The sequence below is a fragment of the Sphingopyxis witflariensis genome, from assembly GCF_002205635.1.
Taxonomy (GTDB): Bacteria; Pseudomonadota; Alphaproteobacteria; order Sphingomonadales; family Sphingomonadaceae; genus Sphingopyxis; species Sphingopyxis witflariensis.
The window spans coordinates 253,930-277,656 of sequence record NZ_NISJ01000003.1 but is presented as its reverse complement, the minus strand read 5'-3'; the positions used below and the strand labels follow the sequence as shown (position 1 = coordinate 277,656).

The following is a 23,727-nucleotide window of genomic DNA, read 5'->3' as shown; positions in this document are numbered from 1 at the left end:
GAGAAGCGAGTGATCCATGGGAACGATCAAAACCGCGAGGAAAGAGCTTGACCCTAGAGGCCCCAATCAGAGAAGAGGCATCTGAGATGCCCCTGAAAACTGATCTTGAGTTAGCGGCCATCACCTTGCCGCTGGATGTCGTTCTCGAGACGATCGGAGCGGCGAAGGGAAAACTCACACCCGAGACAGCCGCGCTACTCAAGGTCGAGGTCAGTTATGTTCTGGCATCGCTCACCCGCCTCGAGAATGAAGTAGTCAACGCTATATTTCGAGATGCCTTCGAATAGAAATGGGGGCGCCTCGAAGAGTGCCCCCATAAGTTGAGCAGCGGTATCGGTCTGGGATGACCCGTTCGCCGCCTTCTTCTGTTACGCCGCCATAATCCAATCGACAAGCCCCGGAATCATGTCAGCGGGGAGGGGGGGGCTTCACATTCCTCGGCCATTACTCGATAAATTACATACGTTTCGTGCAGTTTAAGGCCGGACGACTGTCACCCAGGGTTCAAGCGGGGTTCGTCTCAATGCGCGCCGGCGCGGAGCAAGCAAGCTCATCCGCCTTTTTTCCAGAGGATTAGCAACGCAGTCGCCACGCAGGTTCCGCCAACAAGCCCAACCTCGGTTGAAACACTTGCCCAGATACGCGTTGGCTGGATCAATCCTGCGCAATGACCCCAGTCATCGAAGTGACCGGCCCCATCAGTTCAATCGGCTGCAAAGCCGTCCATCCACATGTTGACTGACCGGTTGGAGACAGTCGACTTTTGGGCGTAAAATCTATGATTGCCGACATTTGGAATGTTGCTGCGGCACTGTCGATAGTCCTTCCGGCGCAAGCCCGCCGCCACTACTCTCTCGTCGACCAGTCGACGCACGTGGTCTACCGGCCGCAATCTGGCTTTGGCCCCACTGTCCTGAATGACATTTTTTAGGCGCGTAGCCGACGCCCCGTTTCGACATACGCAAGCGGCAGGTTTCATGGAGTCGCCTCGCGGCCAGCTACAACTTAGGCCGGGCGCAGAGCGGACCAAAGCTTTCCAAGTATGCTTCCCTCTCGATCATATCCAGTGCCGGAACGGCCTAGCCCCCAGATTGTCGCCGAGTGCGATCGGCAAATTGTGGAAATGGAGCAACAGCGGCCCAACGTGCCGGCCACCGTCCCTGCACCTGTTCAAGAAGGATTGACCTATCGTTCCCACCTATGCCAGCAGGAACAGGAACAGGGGGCCGGATGGACGAAGGGCTAAGAATAAAACGAGCACGACGTGGATTGTACGCCATGCTGGGGGTTTGTGCGCTATATTTCGGGTATTGCGCTTACGATCTACACACGCAGATTTCTGAACTGCTCTCTTTTGAAAGCTCCTCACATCTCAAAGATGAGCTGTCAAAATACTACGGCGCTCTCGGCCTTCTCGCTATCACGGCAGGCATAATCTCTCTTCCTTGGCAACGATTGGTAATAGACTTAAACAAGGTCAAGGGGGTTCGACTTCGCGCACAAAAAACGAGAGATTCAGCTCAGATCATAGGCCGCGATAAGCTGACCTCATATTCTGTCGCGGACGAGTTACAGAAATGGCAGAAGCTGCATGAGGATGGGGTCGTGACCGCCGAAGAGTTTGAACAGACGAAGGCGAAGCTTCTGAGGCGTTGATCTAATTAGCCAGTGCAGCACGATATCGCACGGCTATCTAAGTGGCCGCAACCTCGCTTCACGTCAGCTATCTCCTTCGAATCGGAGCATATCCTTGCCCACAAAGACTGCGCTACTTATCGATTTCGACAATGTGTTCATATCCTTGTGGGATCTGGATCGAGATGCCGCCCTTCGTTTTGCCTCAGATCCGAGTGACTGGCTCCAGGTTCTGGCGAATACCCACCTAAATGGTGAACCCCGGCGATGGCTCGTTGCCCGCTGCTACCTCAACCCCGCAGGGTTTGTGTATGCAGCCGCAGACCGAAAGGAGCGAGTTTACTTTTCCCGATTTCGACCCGGCCTGGTTCGTGCAGGCTTTGAGGTAATCGATTGCCCGGCCGTGACACGGCAGGGCAAGAATGCAGCGGATATCAGGATCGTTTTGGACGTCCTTGATCTATTGGCCCATCACACGCGTTTTGATGAGTTCGTTATCGCGTCGGGAGATGCCGACTTCACGCCTCTCCTGCAAAGGATACGCGCCGAGGATCGCAGGATCGCCATTATGTCGCCGAGCTATTTGGCCTCGGCTTATACCGCGCTCGCCGATCGGATTGTCGACTTTGATGCTCTGGTCTCGATACTGAACGGCGAGGCAGAGGAAACTACTCCAGATGCATTCGATTCTGGCAGCAAGCAGATTGCACCGGTCGGTCAGGAGCAAGATGAAGAAACACGTTTCGCAGATTTCATCCGCCGTCGATACGATGAGGCAAGTGGGCCGCTGAGTCTAGCGGCTCTCGCTGTCGAAGCTGCAAGGATATGCCCCTCGGCGAAGCGATCTAACTGGTTTGGGCGCAAAACCTTTTCTGCCGCCGTCGTCGGATTAAAATTGCAACATCTGAGGACCTCCAATCATCATCTGTGGGATGATGAAAGGCATCAGCCCCCGGTCGCTGCTTCAGACGTACAGGTGGCAAATGTGCCGGAGACAGTGGCGCTATTCATGCGTGCTCTTGATTTCCCACGGATCGAACAAAAGGATTGGCCAATCCTATTTCGCTCACTGTCGTCTTACGCAACAGATAACACCTTCAACTTCACCGAAGCAACGCGCTGGACGCGAGACGAGATGGCTGAAAGGCACGGGGCCAAGGTGGCTCGCGGGTCGGTTGCTTACGTCGTGCGGGGCTGTCAGTTTGGTGGAGCCCGGCTGGATGCCGAGATCGCGCCGTCTGCGGACCAGATCGGCAACGCTTTCTATAATGCTCTTCTCGATCGCGCCGCCTCGCTGGGTATCCAGGTGAGCCCGGAGTCAGAGGTGTCGATCGCCGATTGGCTGGGACTTGAACCTCTGAATGAAGGATCCTGATACACATCTGGGTATCCCATGATGCCCCCCGACTGAAGTGCGCCAATCTGCCGACAGTTCCCAAAAGTTTGACATAGCGTTGGCCGCTAATCCGTCGGTTCCAATCCGGCAGTTCACATCAACTTATCCGGCAGTAATCTGCATTACCTGACTCGTGAATGGCGTAAGGCTGTCGAGCAAAGCCATTCTTCAAAGGTCTTTGGCCAGAGGGCGAAATAGCCATCGAGGCAGAACATCCACCAGCGCACGACCCATTGGCGCATCTTCATGCGGATCGCCAACTGCTCACGTGTCAGATGATCGCGGTGCAGCATGAAAGTTTCGCGGAGCGGCCGCGGCATCGCTCGCAGCATGATTTGGCTTATGGCGTGATCGTCGTCGCCATTGTCGTCCCAAGCGATGCGGATGCCTACGAGGCGCAGCCGACGCTCGCAATAGACCCGGTGGCGCTGGCGAAGCGCGGCTTCGGCCTGCGCCAGCGGTTTGCGCCGGCAGCGTCGCGGCTTATCGCCATCGAAGAATGCACAAATCATCGCCAAGGCTTCGGACAAGCAGCATTCCACGGCTCGGGTCGTGATCGTCAGCCGGTCGGCAATCTGCCCATAGGAAAGATCGTCGACGCGGTGCAGCAGAAAGACCAAGCGCGTCAGCGGTGGAAGCTCTTCCACGGCGGCTTCGTAAAGCGCCAGCATGTCCTGCGTCATGGCCGTGCCGCCTCTACGCGACGGCGCCAGCCATGGGGACGCGGATGGCCCGTTACGTCATGCACCCGGTCCAGCAAGGCCCGCAGGATCGGGCGTACCTCTCCGATGGCGAACGCGCCATCGTCGGGTCGCGACTGGTCGGACTGATGCGCATGGCCCCATTTCCAATAGGGCGAGAGAACCACCGCCAGTCGCGCCATGTCGGAGCATCGATACGCGAAGCCAGTAGCATTGGCGTAGGCCATTCCCTTCGCGACATCGAGCCGGATATGGCGGGCGTTCCATTCGTCCGGAAATCCGACGTCGGGCTCTGTTGCAAAGATTGGCGGCAGTCAGAGGTAGGCTGTCGCTCTGCGCCGATCAGGCGGCTGCTGCGAAATGGTGGTTGAGCATGCCCATGGCCTCCGTCAGCGCCGAGGGCCCAATGCCAAAAGCTCTCTCCACAAGGCGCACCTCGCCCCTGATGCCGGGCTGCAGGCACCAGGGGCGAGCCTGTCCTTTGCGCAGGGCTCGCATGACTTCGAATCCCTTGATCGTGGCATAGGCCGTGGGGATCGATTTGAAACCGCGCACCGGCTTGATCAGTATCTTGAGCTTTCCGTGATCGGCCTCGATCACGTTATTGAGATACTTCACCTGCCGGTGGGCCGTCTCCCGGTCCAGCTTTCCTTCGCGCTTCAATTCGGTGATCGCTGCACCATAGCTCGGCGCTTTGTCGGTATTGAGCGTGGCAGGCTTTTCCCAGTGCTTCAGGCCTCGCAGGGCCTTGCCCAGGAACCGCTTCGCTGCCTTGGCGCTGCGGGTCGGCGACAGGTAGAAATCGATCGTGTCGCCCCGCTTGTCGACTGCCCGGTACAGGTAGGTCCACTTGCCCCGCACCTTGACGTAGGTTTCATCCAGGCGCCAGCTCGGATCAAAGCCACGCCGCCAGAACCAGCGCAGCCGCTTCTCCATCTCCGGGGCGTAGCACTGGACCCAGCGATAGATCGTCGTATGGTCGACCGAAATGCCGCGTTCCGCCAGCATTTCCTCAAGGTCGCGATAGCTGATCGGATAGCGACAATACCAGCGCACCGCCCACAGGATCACATCACCCTGGAAATGGCGCCACTTGAAATCCGTCATCGTTCCGTCCGTCCAATCTCCGCCAAGCATGCTCAAGCTTCACGATTTTTGCAACAGAGCCCTGTGGTCTACGATGACCGCGCTGTCGGGATTTGCCCGCAACCAGCTGACACTGTCGTTCGCCCGCATGGGTGTCGGCGTGGGAGAGGCGACCGCCAGCCCCACCGCATATTCGCTGATCTCCGACTACTTTCCCGCCGGCCGCCGCGCGACGGCGCTGGCGATCTATTCGTCCGGGCTGTATCTCGGCGGAGGCGTGTCGCTGCTGATCGGCGCCTCCATTGTTCAGCGGTGGAATCAGGCGTTCCCGGCGGGCGGCCCGCTCGGCTTGGTCGGGTGGCAAGCGGCCTTTCTGGTGGTCGGCATACCCGGTCTGCTGGTGGCGGCATGGGTGGCAACGCTGCGCGAACCGGCGCGGGACGGCACTGGCAAGACGGCGCACCCGTTCCGGGAGTTCGTTGCCGATCTGTCCACGATCGTTCCTCCGTTCACGCTGATCGGCGCGGCGCGGCGCGGGTTCGGGGCGCTGGTGCTCAACCTCGGCTTCGCCGCCATCATGGCTGGGCTGGCGGTCTTCATGATCGAGCTGACCGGCAACTTCCCCCAGTGGTCCGCCGTGGGCCTAGGTTATTACGCGATATTCTCGTGGGCGACATCGCTGCGGGCGCGCGATCCGGCGACCTTCCGCCTGATCTGGGGGACGCCGGCGTTTGTCTGCCTGACGATCGGCAACGGCATGGTCTCGCTGACGGCGTATGCACTGGCCTTCTGGTCGCCGCCTTATGCCGAAACGGTGCTTCAGCTGCCCAAGCAGGAACTGGCGTTCATCCTCGGCGCGAACGGGGCAGCGGCCGGCTTCCTGGGTGTTATCCTTGGCGGGCGGACCGCCGATGCCTGGCGCCTGCGCAATCCGGCCGGCCGGGTGCTCGTGGTGCTGTTCGGGGTTGTGGCGCCGGTCATTCCCATCTGGATCGGCTATACGACAGTCAATCCGACCTTGTTCTACTCCATGAACTTCCTGGCGGTGATGTTCGGGTCGGCTGCCCTGGCGGCGGCCGCGGCGACCAGCCAGGATCTGGTCCTGCCACGGATGCGCGGAACCGCTACCGCGGCGTTCCTGCTCGGCACGACCTTGGTCGGGCTGGTCTTCGGTCCCTACATGGTCGGGCAGATTTCGGATTCGGCCGGAAGCGTGGTGGACGGAAAGCTGGTGGGCGACTTGCAGACCGGTATTCTGTCGTTGATCGGCGTCGCACCGATCGCGGCGGCGCTCGTTATCTACTCCTATCGCGCGCTCCCGAAGGCGGAAGCAACTGTTGCTGAACGAGCGGCCGAGGGACCGAACCGATAGAGCCAGCGCCCAGTAGGCGCGTTGGCACGGAGACTAGAAGCCCGCGACGCGGTCGATCACCCAGAAACTGGCCATTCCGCCGATGCCATAGACCGCGCACCAGTAAGCCGCTCGCTCAGCCGGCGCGGATATCCGCCTGAGCGCTTCCCGCAGGGCGAGAACGACCACGATGAAGGCGATCTGGCCGATCTCCACCCCCACGTTGAACGCCAGCAAGGCAGCCGGGATCTGGTGATTGGGCAGACCCACTTCCGCCAAGGCGCTGGCAAAGCCGAGGCCGTGCAGCAGGCCAAAGGCGAAGGCCAGCAGCCAGGGGCTGACCTGCGAGCGCTCTTCCCCGCGCGCTTTGCGCACCAGCTCCACCGCCATGTACAGGATCGACAACGCGATCAGCGCTTCGATCGGCGGCACCGGGATCCTGAGCACGCCCAGCGCGGCAAGCGAGAGCGTCAGGCTGTGCGCCAAGGTGAAGGCTGTCGCTGTCACGACCAGTCTGCGCCATCCGTCAACCAGCAGCAGCAGGGCCAGCACGAACAGCAGGTGGTCGGGGCCGAACCAGATATGCTCGACACCCACCACCACATAGTCGCGGAACACCTCCAGCGCGCTCGTGCTGGCCGGCACGACCATGCTCGGCGCGGTGGGCCGCACCCGCGTGACGCTGGTCTGCCCCGACAACAGTTCCACCGTCACCACGCCATCGATCATTGTGCGGCTGAGGTTCTCGAGCGCGATGCGCGTGCCGGCGATGCCGCCCGGGCAGCGGACCTGGAACCGCGCGACCGCTGAATCTCCGTCCGGGCGCGGCATGATATCGCGCCACCCGGTACATTTCGCGGCGAAGCGGGGACGGATAGCCATGATGCGGCCCTCAACCGCCGGCACTTTCCAGCGGACCGCGTAGCGATCCTGCGCCACTTCGCGGACTTCCAGCGAGACGGGCCGGATCTCGTGCGCGCTCACTTGTCCGGCGGCGAGGACCAGCGCCCAGGCGGCCAGCACCAGGCGTAGCAAGGTCACCGCTTGCCGGCTTGAGCGGCCACGGCGCCGCTATCGATCTCGACATCGTATCGGGAGCGCAGCTGAGCCATGCGTTCCGCGCGGAGCTTGGCGCTGGCCGTCCGGCGCCAGTCGGCCAACACCCGCTCGCGTCCTGCTTCGAGCGAGATGGGCGGACCGTCGCGTCGCGATGTAACGAGGACCGCGTGGAAGCCGTAACCGGACTCAACCGGCGCGATCCATCGGCCGGTCGGCAACTTCAGCATTGTTTGCGCAAAGAACACCCCGAACAGGCGGCGCAGCTCTTCCTGATCTGCATCTTCAAGACAGGCGGGAATCTCGATCGGATCGCCCGCCGTGTTCACGTCGGCGCGGGCCTGCTCAAGGTCATTTGCCAGAGCTCGCACCCGGACCATCGCAACCGAGCGGTCGGGCACGGCAAGCACATATGCCTGGCACAGCGTCACCAGTTGCGGGGTTCGGTACTTGGCCGCGTTCTGCTGATAGAACTGCTTCAGCTCCGCTTCGCTCGGCGCCGACGGCTGCTCGTCCAGCTTGAGGAAGTCGTACTTCTGGATCATCCGCCGGCGGACGATGGTGTCGTCCTGATCGAGACCAAGGGCGAGCGCCTCGCGGTAGCTCATCTCCTCGGTCACATAGGCGTTGATCATGCTGTTCAGTTCGGTCCGGTTGGGCTTGTGACCGAACTGCACGGCAAAGGTTTCCGCCAGCCAGCGCACCCGGCCTTCGTCGACCTCGATCGTGGAGGAACCTTGCTCGTCACCCCCGTTGCGCACGCTGAAGGCGACAAACAAAAGCGCCCCGATCACGACGAAGTGGAACAGCGGGTTGCGGGCGAGACTCTTCGCCCGCGCCCGCCAGGATGGAGCTGTCATCGCTGAATCAGTACCGCACCGGCTTTTGCGCGTCGTACCAGATGGGCGACGTGAATGCCCGCTCCTGGATCGAGAACGCCCAGTCTGTCAAAGGTTCGCGGCCAAGCCGGTGCGCGTCGTAGCTCGACCAGCGAGGGGTCGGGATTTCAAGCACCCGCACGTAGTAGGCGGCCAAGGTCGCGGGGTCGAACTCCGGATCACTCCATCGTGCCTGCAAGGAAGGTGCGCCGATGGTGTTGGCGAAGGTCATTGTCTTGCGGTTGATGGTGTTGCCGACCGGCGGTGCCTTGCCGGTACGGGGGTCGACCTTGCGGCCGCCCGATAGGGCGACGTCGAACACCTTTTCAAAGTGCCGCCCGCCCTTAGTCCAGACCTTGACGATCTGAACGCGATCGAGATTGGCTCCCTCGGGGTCCTTGAGCGCGGAAACCAGGAACACTGGCCGGCCGGACCGCCGGGACATCAGCGTGCCGCCCATCGGTACGCCGCGGGCATAAGCCTGCTCGATCCAATTGCCGCGGCCCGGTTGCACCGCGCCGTAATCCCACCCGCCAAAGAAGCGGACCTGCATCCGCGGGCCGGTGGTGGCGTAGGTCTCCTTGCGCGCCAGCGCATCCCACACAGCCTCGCGCGTGTTCTGCGGAGCCCATACGACCGCCAGCCCGGCGGCGGCGAAGTTGCGATAATCGGATCCCGTGCAATACGTGCAGTCCAGCCGCGCCTTGGCTGTTCCGTCCAGCACGCCAACTTTGCCGGAGTAGTTATCCTCGTCGACGGGAGCGATCGCGGTGTGGCTGTCGGTGCTGCCGATGAGCCCGAAGCGGTAAGGGTTGAACCCCTCACCATCCTGCATCGCGAGCCCTTCGCCCAGGGCGTCGCGGACATAGCCGCCCGCGAACTTGGTCACCCGCTTGGGAGATGCGATATAAGTCGGCAGGATTTCGTAATTGGCGAATTCGTCGTTCGGCGACAGCGTCGGATGGGTCTCGGACGTGCCCTTGACCTGCGTCACCTCGACGATCGGTTCGTTGCGCAGACGCAGCGCTGCGTACGCCGCGTCGATCGGCTTGCCGGTGTAGTCGGCGCGCCCGAACATCACCCCGTCGCTCGCATTCGAGTTGTGCGGGATCGACAGCACCGGATAGCCGCGCTGGCGCACGCCTTCCAGGAAGCGCCACAGGTCTGCGGGGTCACGGCTCTGCACGGTGGAGAATGGCAGCGGCGCATCCGCCGTGCGGTAGATCACGTTGCGGTGCAGGTTGCGTCCTTCGGACGAGGCAGTGAACTCGTAGCCGATCAGGGTGGTGAACTTGCCGGGCTGGTAGTGCCGGTTGGCGGCCGCCTTCACTCGGGTCCAGGCATCTTCCACTACTGCCGACGCATTCTTGCGTGGTCCCAGCAGGCTCTCCATGGTCCCGTCTCGCAGCGCGCCGGCCAGTCGCTGAAAGCCCGCCGAGGCGATCTTTGGATCGGGATTGGTCACTTCGGCGGCGATCGGCAGCTGCGAAAGCGGATTTGCCGGATCGGCAAAGGCGCGGGTGACGCCCATGAACTCGGCATGGTCGGTGACCGCCAGGAAATCGAGCGGGCGGTTGAGCTCGTAAACCCCGCCGGCCGGGTGCGCCAGCGGGTTGCCCTGGGCAAAGCTGTAGGCATCGTCCGGCGTGGCGGTGGTCTTAAACGTGAACGCGTCGAACGAGAAAGCCGTGTGCATGTGCAGGTCACCGAACAGCGGCCGGGTCTGCACTTGTTCAGCCAGCGTCAGCGGCCGGCTCTCCGTCGCGCCGGGGCTGGCGGTGCGTTCCAGCGATGCGCTGCCGGACGCCTGCTCGGGCGCGGTACTGGTACACGACGCCAGCCCTGCACCGAGCACCGCCAGAAGCACCGGACGGGAAACACTGATTGAGCGGGGCATAGCTGACCTCTCCTGTCGCGGCGGCCGGGCACCAGCAGCGCCGACTCTCTTCACGAACCACACAGGAACACCAATTCCGGTTTTCGCGCAAGCCCCGAGGTGATCGCCAGCGCGGCAGTTCAGGATTGCCGCTTGGGAAGATCCATGAAGTTGTCGAAGATCCCGGCCAGACGCTCAACTACCAGCGGCTCCCTCGGCGAGAAGTGTCTCGGCTGGTAAAGCACGTGCGTGATGACGAAGCCGTTCACCGTGCGCGTCGCGAGATGGGCCTTTTCGACCAGCTCAGGAGCCATAGCGACAAGGCCGCGCGATACCACCAATTCGGCAAGCCGCTTGCCTTGTTGCGCTTCCAGGTCGGTCATCCGCTCCCACACCATGGCATTGCGCTGGGTGAGCTCCACAAACGCCCGGAAGTAGCCCGAAAGTTCGCCCATCGTGCGGAAGGTATTGAGGACCAGGCGCTGAAAGATCGTATCCAAGCTTTCGCTCAGCCGCCGTGGATTGTCGAAGAACCGATCGATGTTGGCGCTCTCGGTTTCGTGCATCTGCTCCTGAAGGGCGAAGAACAGCGCCTCCTTGTCCTTGAAGCGCCGGTAAAAGCTGCCGATCGAACATTTCGCTTCACGGGCAAGGTCGGCGACAATCGCGCCGTTGAAGCCGTGCTGAGCAAACTCGCGCTGCGCCGCGTCCAGCAGGCGGTCCCGCGCAGCTTCCGTGCGCTTCTGCCGGGCGGGAAGGACAAAGCCGGATGATTTGGGCCGACCCTCAGCACTCATCGTTCTAGTAAGCTCCTCAACTTCAAAGACGCGCCGTAAGCATAGGCGCGCAGCGGTAGCGACCGGCGGATGCCGGACGCCCGCGGCTGTGCCAGTTCAGCCACTGCGAGGCCAGTCATAAAGGCCGGGCGGGAGGTAGCTCCAAACCCGTCGGGAACCGTGGTCAGCCTCGGCAGCCGATCAGTACCGCACCGGCATCTGCGCGTCGTACCAGATGGGAGACGTAAACGCGCGCTCCTGGATGGAGAACGACTGTTTGACTAGCGGCTCGCGTCCCAGGCGATGCGCGTCGTAGCTCGACCAGCGCGGGGTGGGGATCTCGAGCACCCGCACGTAGTACGCCGCCAGGGTCGCCGGGTCGAACTCGGGATCGCTCCATCGCACTTGCAGCGAAGGTGCGCCGATGGTGTTGGCGTAAGTTAGATTTGTTCGGTTGATCGTGTTGCCGACCGGCGGTGCCTTGCCGGTACGGGGGTCGACCTTGCGGCCGCCCGATAGGGCGACGTCGAACACCTTTTCAAAGTGCCGCCCGCCCGGCTCTGTTGCAAAGATTGGCGGCAGTCAGAGGTAGGCTGTCGCTCTGCGCCGATCAGGCGGCTGCTGCGAAATGGTGGTTGAGCATGCCCATGGCCTCCGTCAGCGCCGAGGGCCCAATGCCAAAAGCTCTCTCCACAAGGCGCACCTCGCCCCTGATGCCGGGCTGCAGGCACCAGGGGCGAGCCTGTCCTTTGCGCAGGGCTCGCATGACTTCGAATCCCTTGATCGTGGCATAGGCCGTGGGGATCGATTTGAAACCGCGCACCGGCTTGATCAGTATCTTGAGCTTTCCGTGATCGGCCTCGATCACGTTATTGAGATACTTCACCTGCCGGTGGGCCGTCTCCCGGTCCAGCTTTCCTTCGCGCTTCAATTCGGTGATCGCTGCACCATAGCTCGGCGCTTTGTCGGTATTGAGCGTGGCAGGCTTTTCCCAGTGCTTCAGGCCTCGCAGGGCCTTGCCCAGGAACCGCTTCGCTGCCTTGGCGCTGCGGGTCGGCGACAGGTAGAAATCGATCGTGTCGCCCCGCTTGTCGACTGCCCGGTACAGGTAGGTCCACTTGCCCCGCACCTTGACGTAGGTTTCATCCAGGCGCCAGCTCGGATCAAAGCCACGCCGCCAGAACCAGCGCAGCCGCTTCTCCATCTCCGGGGCGTAGCACTGGACCCAGCGATAGATCGTCGTATGGTCGACCGAAATGCCGCGTTCCGCCAGCATTTCCTCAAGGTCGCGATAGCTGATCGGATAGCGACAATACCAGCGCACCGCCCACAGGATCACATCACCCTGGAAATGGCGCCACTTGAAATCCGTCATCGTTCCGTCCGTCCAATCTCCGCCAAGCATGCTCAAGCTTCACGATTTTTGCAACAGAGCCCGACGTCGAGCAGATGGGCCGATAGCGCAAGCTGGGCGACGATGCCGGACTGATAGAACATCTCGTCGTGCCGATCGTAGAAGCCCCGATCCAGCGATTCAAAAAAGCTTTCGGCATTGTGATAGCGGAAGCGACTCAGGCCCCGCTTCTCCTTGGTCCGAACGAGCGCAGCCGGTTCATCCTCATAATGATCGTGGAGCGGCATCAGCGCATCATCCAAGGGCGACGGCACGGCCAGCGCCACGATTGGGACGCCCGTCAATGCGCCCAACAGCGTCCGGCGCAATATAGGGGGGGCAGCATGGTCCATATACACCTCCGTTCCGCATCCTCGGCGGTTGGACGGAAGCGATGGGGCGGATGCGACACAGTCCCCGCACTCCCGTGCGATTCGCGCTGTCGGATTGCCGGCGGGCCAATGCGGAGGACCGTTGCAGCTATATACGACATCGTTTATTGCTTAAACGATGTCGTATATTTAAATAAACGGTGGCGTCAACGTGTTTAGCTTGGAGATGACGGATATGGCCGATAGCGACGGATCGATGGGACGCCCGCCGCTAGGAATGAAGCCGACGACGATCAGGCTATCAGCCGACACGATCCGTCGTATCGAGGCGCTGGTCGGCAACCGGCGCTTGGCCCTGTTCATCCGTGAAGCGGTGACGAATGAGTTGCAACGCCGTGAACACTCGGAACCGATTAAGCGGGAAAACATCGGTTAAACATCGCTCGATATGGTGGCATCGCGCGATAGCCGCAGGTCATTTGGGGACCTCTATCAACTCCTTGCACTGTGTGATTATCTGCCGACGGCGGAGGAGGTAGAGTGAACGCTGTGGATCGGCTCGGATGCGGAACCCTTTCAGATTTCGGCCAAGTCGTTGAAAGCGAAATGGACACGACATGTCGCCGGGTCCCGATCGGGCCGATTAGGGGTCGGTACATAGAACGGACCCAGATATACGCTAAGCGCCATCAGCCCCGTTCGGGCGGCGCAAAACACCTGTTTGTCAGGCACCCACGGGAACGGCAGCACGTGGGCTGCTATGGTGTTTCACCGTCGTCCTGGAGCGCTTCCCTATCCGCATCGATCGTGCTATCATGCACGCATCTTGTAACACATGGAGTTGTTCAGCATGGGCGAAGCCACGTTCACCTTTAGGGTCGATGAAGCCCTGAAAAGCGCTTTTGCCGATGCCGCCAAGGCCCATGACCGCACCGGCGCGCAACTCATCCGCGATTTTATGCGGGACTATGTAACTGGCCAGCGTGAGGCGGGCGAGCATGACGCCTGGTTTCGCCGACAAGTTCAGATCGGTCTCGATTCCGCCAATGCCGGACGACTCATCCCAGCTGCGGACGTCGAAGCGAAGTTCGCGGCACGCCGCGCCGCAACCCGGCAGCGGCTCGCCGCTTCCGAATGAAAGCCGTCTATTGGACGCCCGAAGCGACGCAGGACCGCGACTATATTTATGATCGGATCGAGGCCGACAATCCGGCTGCGGCTACCGATCTGGACGAACTATTCGAGCAAAAATCCACGCCTTTGGCTGCGCATCCGGCGTTAGGCCGTCTAGGTCGCGTGACCGGGACGCGCGAGTTGGTCGTCCATCGCAATTATATCCTGATCTATGATGTGACGGCGGATGAGATACGCATCCTGCGAGTGCTGCACGCACGGCGCCAGTGGCCGCCGATCACGTAGTGAGCGTAATTCACCTGTTTGTCAGGCATCGGGGCAGGAACGGCAATGATGGGTGGTCAGCGGACATTGCGTTGGACCAGAATCCAACTATTCTAGTTGGCCATGCGATGGGGAAACACCTTAAACGTGAAGCCCGCTTTGCGCGATAGCGCCGCCGCCTTTGCGGCGGCTCTGTTCGCCTCTGGTTGCACAACCACCATCGTCAGCCCTAATTTAGATGGACTCGGTGCAGCCCGCCTAAATTCCGAGAAGGCCGTTTTCGCTATTAAGTCTCCTGACCTGATACGTTGCGATGAGCTCGCCTGCTATTATGGGCCGCATCAAAATTACTATATTCGCAATGTTCGCTGCCCAGAGGGTCAGGTGATTGCTTCTATCTGCGATTACGAAAGGGCGAAGGCCGATGGTGTAATACGTCTCGGGAAAGCGGATACGCTGTTGGTGTGGACGACAGCGCGGAGCAGCCTGTCCCGGACCGGTAAAGGGTTGTGGCGGATTGGCGCCGATTCGATTGAGCAACGCGAGAAGCCTTAACGACTGATTTTGGTCGCTTGCCGACCGGCAGCTTTAGCCCTGTCGGAAACCACATGTTTTCGGACGCCCATGCAGTCTGTCTCAGCGAACGCTCTAACGTCAGCCTATAAATAAGCGACAAACCATGTCGCTTTGATGTAGTGTATGACAAAGCGGTTTTTGGGGTTTGTCGTACATGCTGGTCGGATATATGCGGGTGTCGTCGGCCGACGATCGCCAGACAGTCGATCTTCAGCGTGACGCGCTGGTCGCAACCGGCGTTGATCCACGGAATCTGCATACCGACAAGGCATCCGGTGCCCGTGACGATCGACCGGGCCTGAAAGCCTGCCTCGACTATCTGAATGCGGGCGATACGCTGATAGTGTGGAAACTTGATCGCCTCGGGCGCTCGTTGCCGCACCTGCTGGCGATCGTCACTGACCTGAAGGCGCGCGGTATCGCGTTCCGGTCGTTGACCGAGCAGATGGATACGGCGACACCGCACGGGGAATTGCTGTTCTCGCTGTTCGGTGCGCTGGCGGGCTCTGTTGCAAAAATCGTGAAGCTTGAGCATGCTTGGCGGAGATTGGACGGACGGAACGATGACGGATTTCAAGTGGCGCCATTTCCAGGGTGATGTGATCCTGTGGGCGGTGCGCTGGTATTGTCGCTATCCGATCAGCTATCGCGACCTTGAGGAAATGCTGGCGGAACGCGGCATTTCGGTCGACCATACGACGATCTATCGCTGGGTCCAGTGCTACGCCCCGGAGATGGAGAAGCGGCTGCGCTGGTTCTGGCGGCGTGGCTTTGATCCGAGCTGGCGCCTGGATGAAACCTACGTCAAGGTGCGGGGCAAGTGGACCTACCTGTACCGGGCAGTCGACAAGCGGGGCGACACGATCGATTTCTACCTGTCGCCGACCCGCAGCGCCAAGGCAGCGAAGCGGTTCCTGGGCAAGGCCCTGCGAGGCCTGAAGCACTGGGAAAAGCCTGCCACGCTCAATACCGACAAAGCGCCGAGCTATGGTGCAGCGATCACCGAATTGAAGCGCGAAGGAAAGCTGGACCGGGAGACGGCCCACCGGCAGGTGAAGTATCTCAATAACGTGATCGAGGCCGATCACGGAAAGCTCAAGATACTGATCAAGCCGGTGCGCGGTTTCAAATCGATCCCCACGGCCTATGCCACGATCAAGGGATTCGAAGTCATGCGAGCCCTGCGCAAAGGACAGGCTCGCCCCTGGTGCCTGCAGCCCGGCATCAGGGGCGAGGTGCGCCTTGTGGAGAGAGCTTTTGGCATTGGGCCCTCGGCGCTGACGGAGGCCATGGGCATGCTCAACCACCATTTCGCAGCAGCCGCCTGATCGGCGCAGAGCGACAGCCTACCTCTGACTGCCGCCAATCTTTGCAACAGAGCCCGCCTGCGAGTACTAGATGTTCGGACATCCAGCGGCGGACGATGGATTTCATCTGGACCAGCAAGCCAAGATTTATCCGCTCACCGGCGTTGGTCATCCTCCGTTTTACGATCCACTCGGCAAGCTTCAGGTGGATGGTGGAGGAGCGTTCGTCGGCCAAATGCTCGATCGTCAGATCGGCGGTCTCGCCGATGATGCCGGAATTGATGGTCTCAGTCGCGCCGACGAGGTCCGGGGTGAGCTCCAGCGTCGAGTCAGATGTGAACTCGGCGGTCAGCCGCTCGCTGGGCAATTCGGTGCGATAGCCCTCGACGCGGGGATAGCGGATCTCGGACACATCGCGCGCAGGGCTGATCGCGTGCACGCGAGCCATGTCGGCGGGCGCCTTCGGCGGCGCTTGGACTGGCTGTGCCGTAAAGTCGAAGGGGATGCCGAGCACATCGGCATATTCGACGGGAAAGCGACCGTCGTCTTGCAACTGATATGATTGCCGGCGGAGCGCGCGGCCGATCACCTGCTCACAAAGAAGCTGGGTGCCGAATGCGCGGATGCCGAGAACATGGGTGACGGTGTTCGCGTCCCATCCTTCGGTAAGCATCGACACCGACACGACGCAGCGGATGCCCTCGCCAAGCTGGCCCTTGCGGCCGACGGTGTTCATGACTTCGCGCAAGATCGTCGCATCGTCGATCTTCTCGGCCGCCATTCGGTCGCCGGTGCGCTGGATAAGTTCGTCCTTAAATCGGGCTATCTCATCCTTTGCTGCGTCGCGGAAGTCGCTGCTGATTGCGTCGCCGCTTTCGAGCTGCTGGCTATCAATCAATAGAGTGCGCATGCGGGGAAGAGCTGTGCCTTCTGGATCATAGTTCCAGAAGAGGGGGCACTTCCCCTTCATCGGCGTGACATTGCCGTCGTCGTCCGTAATCTCATAGCCGGAGATATAATCGTGAACGAGTTTTGACGTCGCAGTGTTGTTGCACACGACGATGAACACCGGATCGACGCCGATACCCGCCTCGCGCCAAAGCTCGTGGGTCTTCTCATAATGGCCGTAGAGAGCATCGATCGCGGTCAGCAGTTCATTCGGCAGCTTTCGCGGGTCGAGTCCCTTCGCAGTGCTGCGTCCTTTTTTCGGAAGATGCTTGCCGACATGCTCCCAGAGATTGCGGAACATCGGCGTGTCGCCGCCGGGCACATTGTCCATCACCGGCACGCGCGGTAGTTTCACGATGCCGCACTCGATGGCGTCCATCAGGCTGAAGTCGCTCATGACCCAGCCGAATAGCGAGCCCTCGCGGTAGCCCGAACCGCGAAGGAAGAAGGGAGTGGCCGACAAATCATAGACCATCGACACGCCGAGTTCGCGCTTCACTGCTTCGATGCCGGCAATCCAGAGGCGCGCAGCCTCATTGTTTTCCTTGGCTTCGGCTAGCTCATCGCCCTTGAGCGACTTCTGCTCTTCATCAGTGAGTGGCCGTTCGCGGTAGCAGTGGTGCGCCTCGTCGTTGATGACGACGATGTTTTTGAGTCCCATCAGCTCGCCTGCAACGCGGCGGATCATCGCACCATCGCTTTCGGGCTTGGGGGTGGTGCGCAGCGCGGCCTGCTGCACCTTGTTCAACGAGACTTCGTCCTTCTTCTTGAAGGAATGGTAATTGGTGATGACGATCTTCGCTCGGCCGAGGTCGAGGAGCATGTCGTCGGGCACGATCTCTCGGCTCTGGTAATAGCTTTCCGGATCGTTGGGCTGGAGGACGCGCAGGCGGTCCTTGATCGTAATACCTGGTGCGACGACGAGAAAGCCCTTCGAGAAACGCTTCGCATTGGGATGCCGCACCGCATTGAGCGTCTGCCACGCAATGAGCATCGCCATCACGGTCGTCTTGCCCGCGCCGGTGGCGAGCTTGAGCGCCAACCGCATCAGCTCAGGATTCGACGCAGCGTTGGCTGCTTCGAGGTGGGTCCAAAAGCGTCGCCCCTGCGACGACGATCGTGGCGCAACCTCGGTCAGCCAGATAACAGTCTCGACAGCCTCGACCTGGCAGAAGAAGGGCTTCTGGTTTGCAAAATTGTGCGTGCGCCAATGACGAAGCAGGCGCGCAGTCGTGGGCGTGACCTGCCACTGGCTTTCCGGCAGCCGCCGCCAACTCTCGACTGCTGAGCGGATGCCGTTGATGACTTCGGTCGGGTTGTATTCCTGTCCGGCTTCATCCGCGAGAAAGTCGACCTGAGTTGCCTTCCCGCGAACTTTTTTTGCTTTCGGAATCGGAGAAACGAGCGCGCTCTGCCGCCTGCGATGGACAATTTCGCTAGTCGGCTGGCCGTGCCCGTCTAGTTCCCAATGGCGATCCGGTTCCGCATAGGGGGTATTCAATATTGGAGAATTAAAGAAAGCGTCGCTCATCCACCCCACCCCGCTGCGTCGCCACTACAATTAGGCGATCTACCCCTCAGCAATCACCTCCTATGGCTGACCTTGACGGAGGTTGGCAACCACTCGGCAACATTCCTACGTCATCAATAAATCGAGTTTGGTGAAAATGTCGGAGAGCCGCCTGAAGCAGCGGCACCAGATTCATTCCGAATTTGGGCTGAATAGCCAATCTAGGCGCATTGAGGACGTTACGATGGTTTCAAGAGATGAACTTTATCAGCTGGTGTGGTCCGAACAGCGTGTCCGATCAGCTTGTAGCCGCATGGGCGGACTCATGGCGCTCCTTGGAGGAGCTGTGGTTGGGCTGCCGCCGAGCGGAAACTCCAAGACTTCCCTGACGACGAAGATGGATCGGCGCCAGAGAGCGCCGATTTTTAACGGAAGAGAAGGTGCAGGTTAGCCCTGCAAGAAGGATGAAAAACATCTGACGCGGGGCTGCCGCCAGAGCCCGATAATCGAGCTCGTAAAAACGAGTAGTTCCAATGAAATTGACGAAGATATCCATGCCGCACTGCGCGGCTGACGGCACAAATGCGCTTCCCCCGATAATAGTGACCGGAGCTGTCCGAAGCGACTGCGCGCTCGCAGAGGGATTCAGCGCATGACGATGCTCGGACTTGTCATCAAGGGAAGCGTGCCGCTCCCGACCGCCTCGCGAACAGACCTCAAGGCTATGCGCTACTTGGCATCGCTCATGCACAGCCGAGCCAGGCATGACCTCCTGAATACGGTGGGCCTGCTTGGCAACAGCCTGTACCTTGAGACGCCCGGCATCCTCGTCCGGGCGACAGCCTGCGCAGCACCACTGTTTCTGGGCGAGATGGAGGTTGAAGCCGTCGCGACCGGTCATCCGGTTCTGTTACTCCGGCATTCGTCCGACCGGTTGGCAGCCGATCTGAAGGTCGATATCGTCCTGCCGGGTGACGGCGACCTTGCATGGTTTCTCGATTACCAGCTTTTTCGCGGCCTCGCGGGCGACAGCTGGCTCGTGCCGTCGGATCATGGGCCGTCGATCCAGCTGATGCGCCACGGTCTGTTCCTGTCTGAACAGGCTCCTTATTCCGACGAATGGGACAGGAATGCCGGGCTGGAGCGGGCGAGTGCGCATTTGGGCGCTCATCTTAGCGGAGGCTGGTCATGGCGATGAAGAAGTGCCCGGCCCTCGGGGATCTCGACTATGTCCCGGTGCCCGGCGGCAACCCCGGTCTGGTCTTCGGTGTCGTGCGCCGGCAGATCAAGGGCGGTCCCATTCACACCGTCCCGATCTCGGTGCTCAGGCGCCTTTGTCCCGGACGCAAGACCGATATCACTGCCCCTTGGGTGCCGTCCTGTTATCGTTGGGATGTTCTGTTGCCGCCACAGGCCAATGACGACTGTCTCGATCCCAAACACCTGTGCGAAAAGTATGAGGAGCAGGCCTTCGACGGGCTCAAGGATCTGCTCGTGATGACGACGATCCGCTTTCCCGACGCGGATCGCTTGCACCAAATCTGGGAGGATGTTCGCAGCTTTACGCGCGAGCATCTGTGCCGCAATCGCAACCTCGCGGTGATCGCCGCGATGCATCTGCCGATCCAGGTTGGTTCAACCAATCCGCCGCATGTGCATTTGATGGCGATGGCCAGGGAGCTCAAATCCTATGGTTTCGGCGACTTGGTCCGGCCCTTCGCCGCGGACGCGGGCAAAGCCATGATCGCTGCCGAATGGGCCGATTGGCAGGCGCAGCAAGGTGGCAGCGCCGGCGGTGCATGACTGATGTCACCGGCGCCGGCGCCGGCGCTCCGGACGGCAACGCCGGAGATGACCCCGTTCAAGGCGGAAGCCCAGCTTCTGGCTGGAGCGAAGAGATGAAAGCAGCGGCCCCAGCCGAAGCCGCGGCAAAGAATGGACTCAAGATGAAAAAATATCTGACCGACACAGACAGGGCTGAAGAGGCCGACGCTTTGCGGATTGCGCTCGCGATCATCCGCAAAGTGGGCCTGGAGCTTGATACCAAGCTGCCCGTCCTGCCGCCCGATTTTGCCCAATTTCTGATAGCGCCCCAGGCGTATCTACTGATCGTGCCGTCCACGGCGGCGAACCGAGCCGATCGCCGGAAGGTCGAGGCGGCCATGCGCATGGCACAGTGCGACGCGATCATTGTGAATATTATCCCGCAAATCAGCGGACCGAGGAGGATCTTGTTCGAAATCGGGATCGATGGCCTGACACCTGTCTGGCATTCAGAATATCTCTCTCGCGGCGTCGATGGCGGGCTCTATTTCATACCCGGCCACGATCCGAGCGGGCCGATGTTCAAGCTGACGAAGCAAGGTCTCAAATCGTCGGCAGATTTCGGCGGGATACGTTTCAGTGGATACTGACAAGGCTGATTTTGGGCTGCTTGCCGTCGGCCTTCGAACATTCTTCCGGTTGGCGGACGAATGGCACCTGAGTGAGGCCGAGCAGATCATCCTGCTCGGCTCGCCCGCGGAGTTCGAATTGGCGCAGTGGCAGCGAGGCGATGTCGCTTCGGGATCTGGTGAAACATTGGAGCGGATTTCCCTTATCCTCGGGATCTACAAGGCCATCCAGACGCTTCTTCCAGATCGCGTGCGGGCCAACCGCTGGATGCGGGCGCCCAATTTGGCTCCGACCTTCTCCGGCGGTAGTGCGCTCGATCAGATGCTCCGCGGAGACATCGCAGATTTGCGCCGCGTACGGACCTATCTCGACGCCCAACTCGGATGAGTTTTCGCTGCAGTGCGTAGATTCAACCCGCCTGGCGCGAGAAGTTTGGCCGATGCAGACGACATTGATTTTAAATATGAAAAGGGAATTGCATGCTGGTCGCAACGATAGAGATTTGGCCGTGGGGTTCCTCGGAGCTGAGATATAAAGTCGGCGAGATCACGCTCGGAAATATCACAGCCGCAGGGGCCGTCAGCACATACGAAGTGCGCGTACAACAGGATGCATATGATGAAGCCGGTGTCGCCGAGATTTGCGAAGAATTTCTACTGCGCGATCGCGATCGCAGCGCGGGCCCCCTCGCGCTGATCCGAGCTGCCTTGGCGATTGCCGTCCCGAAGCTCGAAGACAACGTCGGCAAGGTGAACGATGAAAGTTAGCCGACCGCACCCGACAACTCCATTGGGGGATGCCATACCGAAGAAGAGGATGGCCGCTGCCAACTCGCCTGGCGAGGAGTATCGAGCAAAGCTGTTCGAGACTTTCTTCTCCTTGAGATCGTTTATCGGCGATCGACGCGCAATCATGTGCGATCCAAATAGCCTGCAGAACTCTGGCATCTGCCTCAGCATGAAGCCGTTTCAATTCGCGATCGTCAGACTTTTCCTTCCGGCCATCATCATCGCCTTTTGCCGGCGCGCTTCACTCGCAGCCCACCCCGTCGCCGTCGCGATCAAGGTGGCGGCCGTATCCCGGATCGCCGCGCCGAACGGGCGCGGCACCAGCCGCGCGCGCCGCCGAGCAATTGGCATAAAAGGCACCGCCGCCGGACAGGCGCTGCGGACGCTCGATGGGAGGTGCGCTCCGCCCCGAGGACCGATGACAATGACGGCCGCCATTTTTGCGGTCGTTGTGACAACCGTCCGCTGCGAGGCCTCCCGGATGCGCTGCAGCTGTCAGCGGCCATAGGGCTGCGATCAAAAAGACGGATGGTCGCATTGGATTTCTTCGCGGAAGAAAATGCCGCGCCAGATGTAGTACATGCGATCAATCACAGCGATGAGCGCTCCAATATTTATCCCAGCGCGCGGCGTTCCCGCTGCGCAGCATCGCGCACGAAAGGTCGCCCGACCAAGAGGAGCTACAGAAGGCGGCCGTCCGATTTCCGCCGGCTCCGCCGCGCGAGACGCAGCGCATCGCCGGGCCACGGACCACAATATGGCCGGTACGGTTTTTCCCCTGCGGCTCGCCAACAAGCCGCACGAGATGGTCGCGCGCGGCGACGGGGTCGGCGTCGGGGCAGGGGTGGCCTGGCCTGCAACTGCCGTCCATCTCGCGCGCCGCAATACCCGACAGTCGGACATGCGGCCCCTCGGCGCACCAGATTGGGCCGTCGCCGTCCCACACTGCAGTCGGCGTACAAACGAACGCCTGGCCAGCGGGGACGATCTGTGCGGCAAGAACCAAGGCCAATAGCATCTATTTCTTACCTCGCCGTCAGATCGCGCAATCTCTACGCGTGGCCGCAACGGTATCGAACGCAGAACCACGCGCCTTTGCCCCCTCGAACAGATCGACACGAACGGTGGCACCCGCCTTTAGAAGTGGGGCATTTGTCTCGCAAATCTTGCGTATGATTTGTCGGCGACCATTTTCCGTTACGCTGGCACCCTTCTGGTCGACGAGGGCTGTCATGATGAGGCTGCTGCCATTGGCCTCAACCTTGGAGACGGTCGTTTTCTCCATGAAAACGATCGGAGTCTTCATATTCTGTACGACGCGAGCCAATTCGGCATCGAGGTCTATCTCCGGAAGCCGGGCGGGACCGGTCGCATGCGCCGCAAGCGTCGCCGGATTTATCGGGGCGACATTTGCCGATCCGACGGTGCTAGTCGCTTCCTCGGTAGCTGGCAGGCCCTGCACCGCCGGCGCAAGGTTGGTGAATGTCGGAGCCGGCGTGCCCGGTTTTACCAACCGGAATGAAAAGGGATAGCGCTCGCCATTCCAGTCCAGATTGATCGTCACGACCGTGGGAAGCTTCTTATCCTTGATCTTCGCGAGCACAATCTTGCCGCCGTAGCTCCGGTCGGGATCGACAGTTGAAAGCTGCACGACGCTGTTCGCCAGATCGCGGCGCGTCTGGTCGAGGCGCTGCTGGACATTATGGATGGCATAGCCTGTCCCGGCGGTAATCGCCGCAGCCTGGATCTGGCCGAAGACACTGGGCGCACTATAATAGCCGTGATAGCTGCCGCGCGGCGTGTAGAAACTGCTGTGATAAGTGTCGCGCTGACTCGCCGCGCCGGCTGCCGCTAGACCGCCAAGCGCTGCCAAACCGATCTGCGTCCACATCGCGCGGTTCTTTGCCTTCTTTTCGAGATCCTGCCGGGAAAAGACCGCCAGGGACTGCTCACCGGCGAGGATGGAGAAATTGGTGACGTCGATATTGGCGGGGAGCTGACCGGCATTATACACGCCGACGAAGAAGGCCAAACTGCCATGATCGACTGGCAGCGGCTGAATCTGGACCGATCCCTGTCGGTTGAATAGCTCGACCGTCGCCACACCCTGGTCATAGCGGACGGTCTCATTTCCGACCTGGACGGGTTGGAGGAGGAATTTCTCTTTCGCCATCGCATCATGGGCAAAGCTTGACGATAGTCCAAGCAGCAAGACAGCAGTTACTATGCGTTTCATTACTCACCCCCGACAAAATCAGTCGGCGGCTGATATGCTCAATAGATTATCGGTGTCTTAAGGCTCGAAATCATGACTTGGGTATTTGGC

Annotated in this window: 27 protein-coding genes and 2 pseudogenes; 15 read left to right on the top strand and 14 right to left on the bottom strand. The window is 60.7% G+C overall.

Annotation, left to right across the window (positions count from 1 at the left end; all coding sequences use genetic code 11):
* Positions 1–86 precede the first annotated feature (86 nt).
* The 3 genes from CDQ91_RS07845 (at position 87) to CDQ91_RS07835 (ending at position 3,010) form a co-directional block, all read left to right on the top strand.
* The gene (locus tag CDQ91_RS07845) at positions 87–287 is read left to right on the top strand and encodes a hypothetical protein (RefSeq protein WP_144036722.1); all 201 of its coding nucleotides are present in this window, start codon (positions 87–89) and stop codon (positions 285–287) included.
* A gap of 943 nt (positions 288–1,230) precedes the next feature.
* The gene (locus CDQ91_RS07840; RefSeq protein ID WP_158213637.1) at positions 1,231–1,656 is read left to right on the top strand and encodes an SHOCT domain-containing protein; all 426 of its coding nucleotides are present in this window, start codon (positions 1,231–1,233) and stop codon (positions 1,654–1,656) included.
* A gap of 94 nt (positions 1,657–1,750) precedes the next feature.
* Positions 1,751–3,010, top strand: coding sequence for an NYN domain-containing protein (locus tag CDQ91_RS07835; RefSeq protein ID WP_158213636.1), 1,260 nt, complete (start codon positions 1,751–1,753; stop codon positions 3,008–3,010).
* 143 nt (positions 3,011–3,153) lie between these two features.
* Here the strand turns inward: CDQ91_RS07835 and CDQ91_RS07830 are convergent, their stop codons facing one another.
* The 3 genes from CDQ91_RS07830 to CDQ91_RS07820 form a co-directional block, all read right to left on the bottom strand.
* The gene (locus tag CDQ91_RS07830; protein WP_088472157.1) at positions 3,154–3,714 is read right to left on the bottom strand and encodes a sigma factor-like helix-turn-helix DNA-binding protein; all 561 of its coding nucleotides are present in this window, start codon (positions 3,712–3,714) and stop codon (positions 3,154–3,156) included.
* Positions 3,711–3,914, bottom strand: a complete 204-nt coding sequence (locus tag CDQ91_RS07825; RefSeq protein ID WP_174688483.1) for a hypothetical protein — start codon at positions 3,912–3,914, stop codon at positions 3,711–3,713. Before CDQ91_RS07825 ends, CDQ91_RS07830 begins: the two co-directional genes overlap by 4 nt.
* Positions 3,915–4,074: 160 nt before the next feature.
* Entirely contained in the window at positions 4,075–4,839 is a 765-nt protein-coding gene (locus tag CDQ91_RS07820) for an IS6-like element IS6100 family transposase (protein ID WP_001389365.1), read from the bottom strand.
* A 73-nt stretch (positions 4,840–4,912) separates the two neighbouring features.
* Here CDQ91_RS07820 and CDQ91_RS07815 point away from each other — a divergent pair, with 73 nt between their 5' ends.
* Positions 4,913–6,190 (top strand): MFS transporter, encoded by a 1,278-nt coding sequence (locus CDQ91_RS07815; RefSeq protein WP_237245878.1) that lies wholly within the window; start codon positions 4,913–4,915, stop codon positions 6,188–6,190.
* 33 nt (positions 6,191–6,223) lie between these two features.
* On the opposite strand, the gene CDQ91_RS07810 is transcribed toward CDQ91_RS07815, so the two are convergent.
* From CDQ91_RS07810 to CDQ91_RS21230, 7 genes are all read right to left on the bottom strand, one after another.
* The gene (locus CDQ91_RS07810) at positions 6,224–7,210 is read right to left on the bottom strand and encodes a HupE/UreJ family protein (RefSeq protein WP_144036720.1); all 987 of its coding nucleotides are present in this window, start codon (positions 7,208–7,210) and stop codon (positions 6,224–6,226) included.
* Positions 7,207–8,085, bottom strand: a complete 879-nt coding sequence (locus CDQ91_RS07805) for a peptidyl-prolyl cis-trans isomerase (RefSeq protein ID WP_088472155.1) — start codon at positions 8,083–8,085, stop codon at positions 7,207–7,209. The genes CDQ91_RS07810 and CDQ91_RS07805 overlap by 4 nt, the downstream gene beginning before the upstream one ends.
* Positions 8,086–8,092: 7 nt before the next feature.
* Positions 8,093–10,000, bottom strand: coding sequence for a DUF3604 domain-containing protein (locus CDQ91_RS07800; protein ID WP_088472154.1), 1,908 nt, complete (start codon positions 9,998–10,000; stop codon positions 8,093–8,095).
* A 119-nt stretch (positions 10,001–10,119) separates the two neighbouring features.
* Positions 10,120–10,776: a TetR/AcrR family transcriptional regulator gene (locus CDQ91_RS07795; protein WP_088472153.1), complete on the bottom strand. Its 657-nt coding sequence runs from the start codon at positions 10,774–10,776 to the stop codon at positions 10,120–10,122.
* A 180-nt stretch (positions 10,777–10,956) separates the two neighbouring features.
* Entirely contained in the window at positions 10,957–11,289 is a 333-nt protein-coding gene (locus CDQ91_RS07790; RefSeq protein ID WP_158213635.1) for a DUF3604 domain-containing protein, read from the bottom strand.
* A 76-nt stretch (positions 11,290–11,365) separates the two neighbouring features.
* Entirely contained in the window at positions 11,366–12,130 is a 765-nt protein-coding gene (locus CDQ91_RS07780; RefSeq protein ID WP_001389365.1) for an IS6-like element IS6100 family transposase, read from the bottom strand.
* A gap of 32 nt (positions 12,131–12,162) precedes the next feature.
* Positions 12,163–12,435 carry a hypothetical protein gene (locus CDQ91_RS21230; RefSeq protein ID WP_158213634.1) on the bottom strand — a complete coding sequence of 91 codons (273 nt, stop codon included), beginning with the start codon at positions 12,433–12,435 and terminating at the stop codon, positions 12,163–12,165.
* 280 nt (positions 12,436–12,715) lie between these two features.
* On the opposite strand from CDQ91_RS21230, the gene CDQ91_RS07770 reads away from it, so the two are divergent.
* The 6 genes and pseudogenes from CDQ91_RS07770 (at position 12,716) to CDQ91_RS07745 (ending at position 15,782) form a co-directional block, all read left to right on the top strand.
* Positions 12,716–12,916, top strand: coding sequence for a hypothetical protein (locus CDQ91_RS07770; protein ID WP_237245877.1), 201 nt, complete (start codon positions 12,716–12,718; stop codon positions 12,914–12,916).
* Between the two features lie 405 nt (positions 12,917–13,321).
* The gene (locus CDQ91_RS07765; protein ID WP_201791874.1) at positions 13,322–13,618 is read left to right on the top strand and encodes a CopG family ribbon-helix-helix protein; all 297 of its coding nucleotides are present in this window, start codon (positions 13,322–13,324) and stop codon (positions 13,616–13,618) included.
* The gene (locus CDQ91_RS07760; RefSeq protein ID WP_088472149.1) at positions 13,615–13,899 is read left to right on the top strand and encodes a type II toxin-antitoxin system RelE/ParE family toxin; all 285 of its coding nucleotides are present in this window, start codon (positions 13,615–13,617) and stop codon (positions 13,897–13,899) included. Before CDQ91_RS07765 ends, CDQ91_RS07760 begins: the two co-directional genes overlap by 4 nt.
* 126 nt (positions 13,900–14,025) lie before the next feature.
* Positions 14,026–14,433 (top strand): hypothetical protein, encoded by a 408-nt coding sequence (locus CDQ91_RS07755; protein WP_144036719.1) that lies wholly within the window; start codon positions 14,026–14,028, stop codon positions 14,431–14,433.
* A gap of 175 nt (positions 14,434–14,608) precedes the next feature.
* A pseudogene (locus CDQ91_RS07750) lies at positions 14,609–14,956 on the top strand (recombinase family protein); the annotation flags it as partial.
* 61 nt (positions 14,957–15,017) lie between these two features.
* Positions 15,018–15,782: an IS6-like element IS6100 family transposase gene (locus CDQ91_RS07745; protein WP_001389365.1), complete on the top strand. Its 765-nt coding sequence runs from the start codon at positions 15,018–15,020 to the stop codon at positions 15,780–15,782.
* A 55-nt stretch (positions 15,783–15,837) separates the two neighbouring features.
* On the opposite strand, the pseudogene CDQ91_RS07740 reads toward CDQ91_RS07745, so the two are convergent.
* Positions 15,838–18,240, bottom strand: a pseudogene (locus CDQ91_RS07740) (BPTD_3080 family restriction endonuclease); the annotation flags it as partial.
* A gap of 631 nt (positions 18,241–18,871) precedes the next feature.
* Between CDQ91_RS07740 and CDQ91_RS07735 the strand changes: the two are divergent.
* From CDQ91_RS07735 to CDQ91_RS07715, 5 genes are all read left to right on the top strand, one after another.
* Positions 18,872–19,417, top strand: a complete 546-nt coding sequence (locus tag CDQ91_RS07735; RefSeq protein ID WP_088472146.1) for a hypothetical protein — start codon at positions 18,872–18,874, stop codon at positions 19,415–19,417.
* Positions 19,408–20,022, top strand: a complete 615-nt coding sequence (locus CDQ91_RS07730) for a hypothetical protein (protein WP_088472145.1) — start codon at positions 19,408–19,410, stop codon at positions 20,020–20,022. Before CDQ91_RS07735 ends, CDQ91_RS07730 begins: the two co-directional genes overlap by 10 nt.
* A complete protein-coding gene (locus CDQ91_RS07725; protein WP_088472144.1) occupies positions 20,019–20,633 on the top strand; it encodes a hypothetical protein in 615 nt (204 codons plus the stop codon). Before CDQ91_RS07730 ends, CDQ91_RS07725 begins: the two co-directional genes overlap by 4 nt.
* A complete protein-coding gene (locus CDQ91_RS07720; RefSeq protein ID WP_201791873.1) occupies positions 20,623–21,000 on the top strand; it encodes an MbcA/ParS/Xre antitoxin family protein in 378 nt (125 codons plus the stop codon). Before CDQ91_RS07725 ends, CDQ91_RS07720 begins: the two co-directional genes overlap by 11 nt.
* A 92-nt stretch (positions 21,001–21,092) precedes the next feature.
* A complete protein-coding gene (locus tag CDQ91_RS07715; RefSeq protein ID WP_088472143.1) occupies positions 21,093–21,380 on the top strand; it encodes a hypothetical protein in 288 nt (95 codons plus the stop codon).
* Between the two features lie 262 nt (positions 21,381–21,642).
* Here the strand turns inward: CDQ91_RS07715 and CDQ91_RS07710 are convergent, their stop codons facing one another.
* From CDQ91_RS07710 to CDQ91_RS07700, 3 genes are read right to left on the bottom strand one after another with little or no spacing between them, the layout of a single operon-like run.
* The gene (locus CDQ91_RS07710; protein ID WP_088472142.1) at positions 21,643–21,939 is read right to left on the bottom strand and encodes an excalibur calcium-binding domain-containing protein; all 297 of its coding nucleotides are present in this window, start codon (positions 21,937–21,939) and stop codon (positions 21,643–21,645) included.
* Positions 21,940–21,987: 48 nt separating this feature from the next.
* A complete protein-coding gene (locus CDQ91_RS07705) occupies positions 21,988–22,419 on the bottom strand; it encodes a hypothetical protein (RefSeq protein WP_088472141.1) in 432 nt (143 codons plus the stop codon).
* An 18-nt stretch (positions 22,420–22,437) separates the two neighbouring features.
* Positions 22,438–23,637 (bottom strand): hypothetical protein, encoded by a 1,200-nt coding sequence (locus CDQ91_RS07700; RefSeq protein ID WP_144036718.1) that lies wholly within the window; start codon positions 23,635–23,637, stop codon positions 22,438–22,440.
* Positions 23,638–23,727 lie beyond the last annotated feature (90 nt).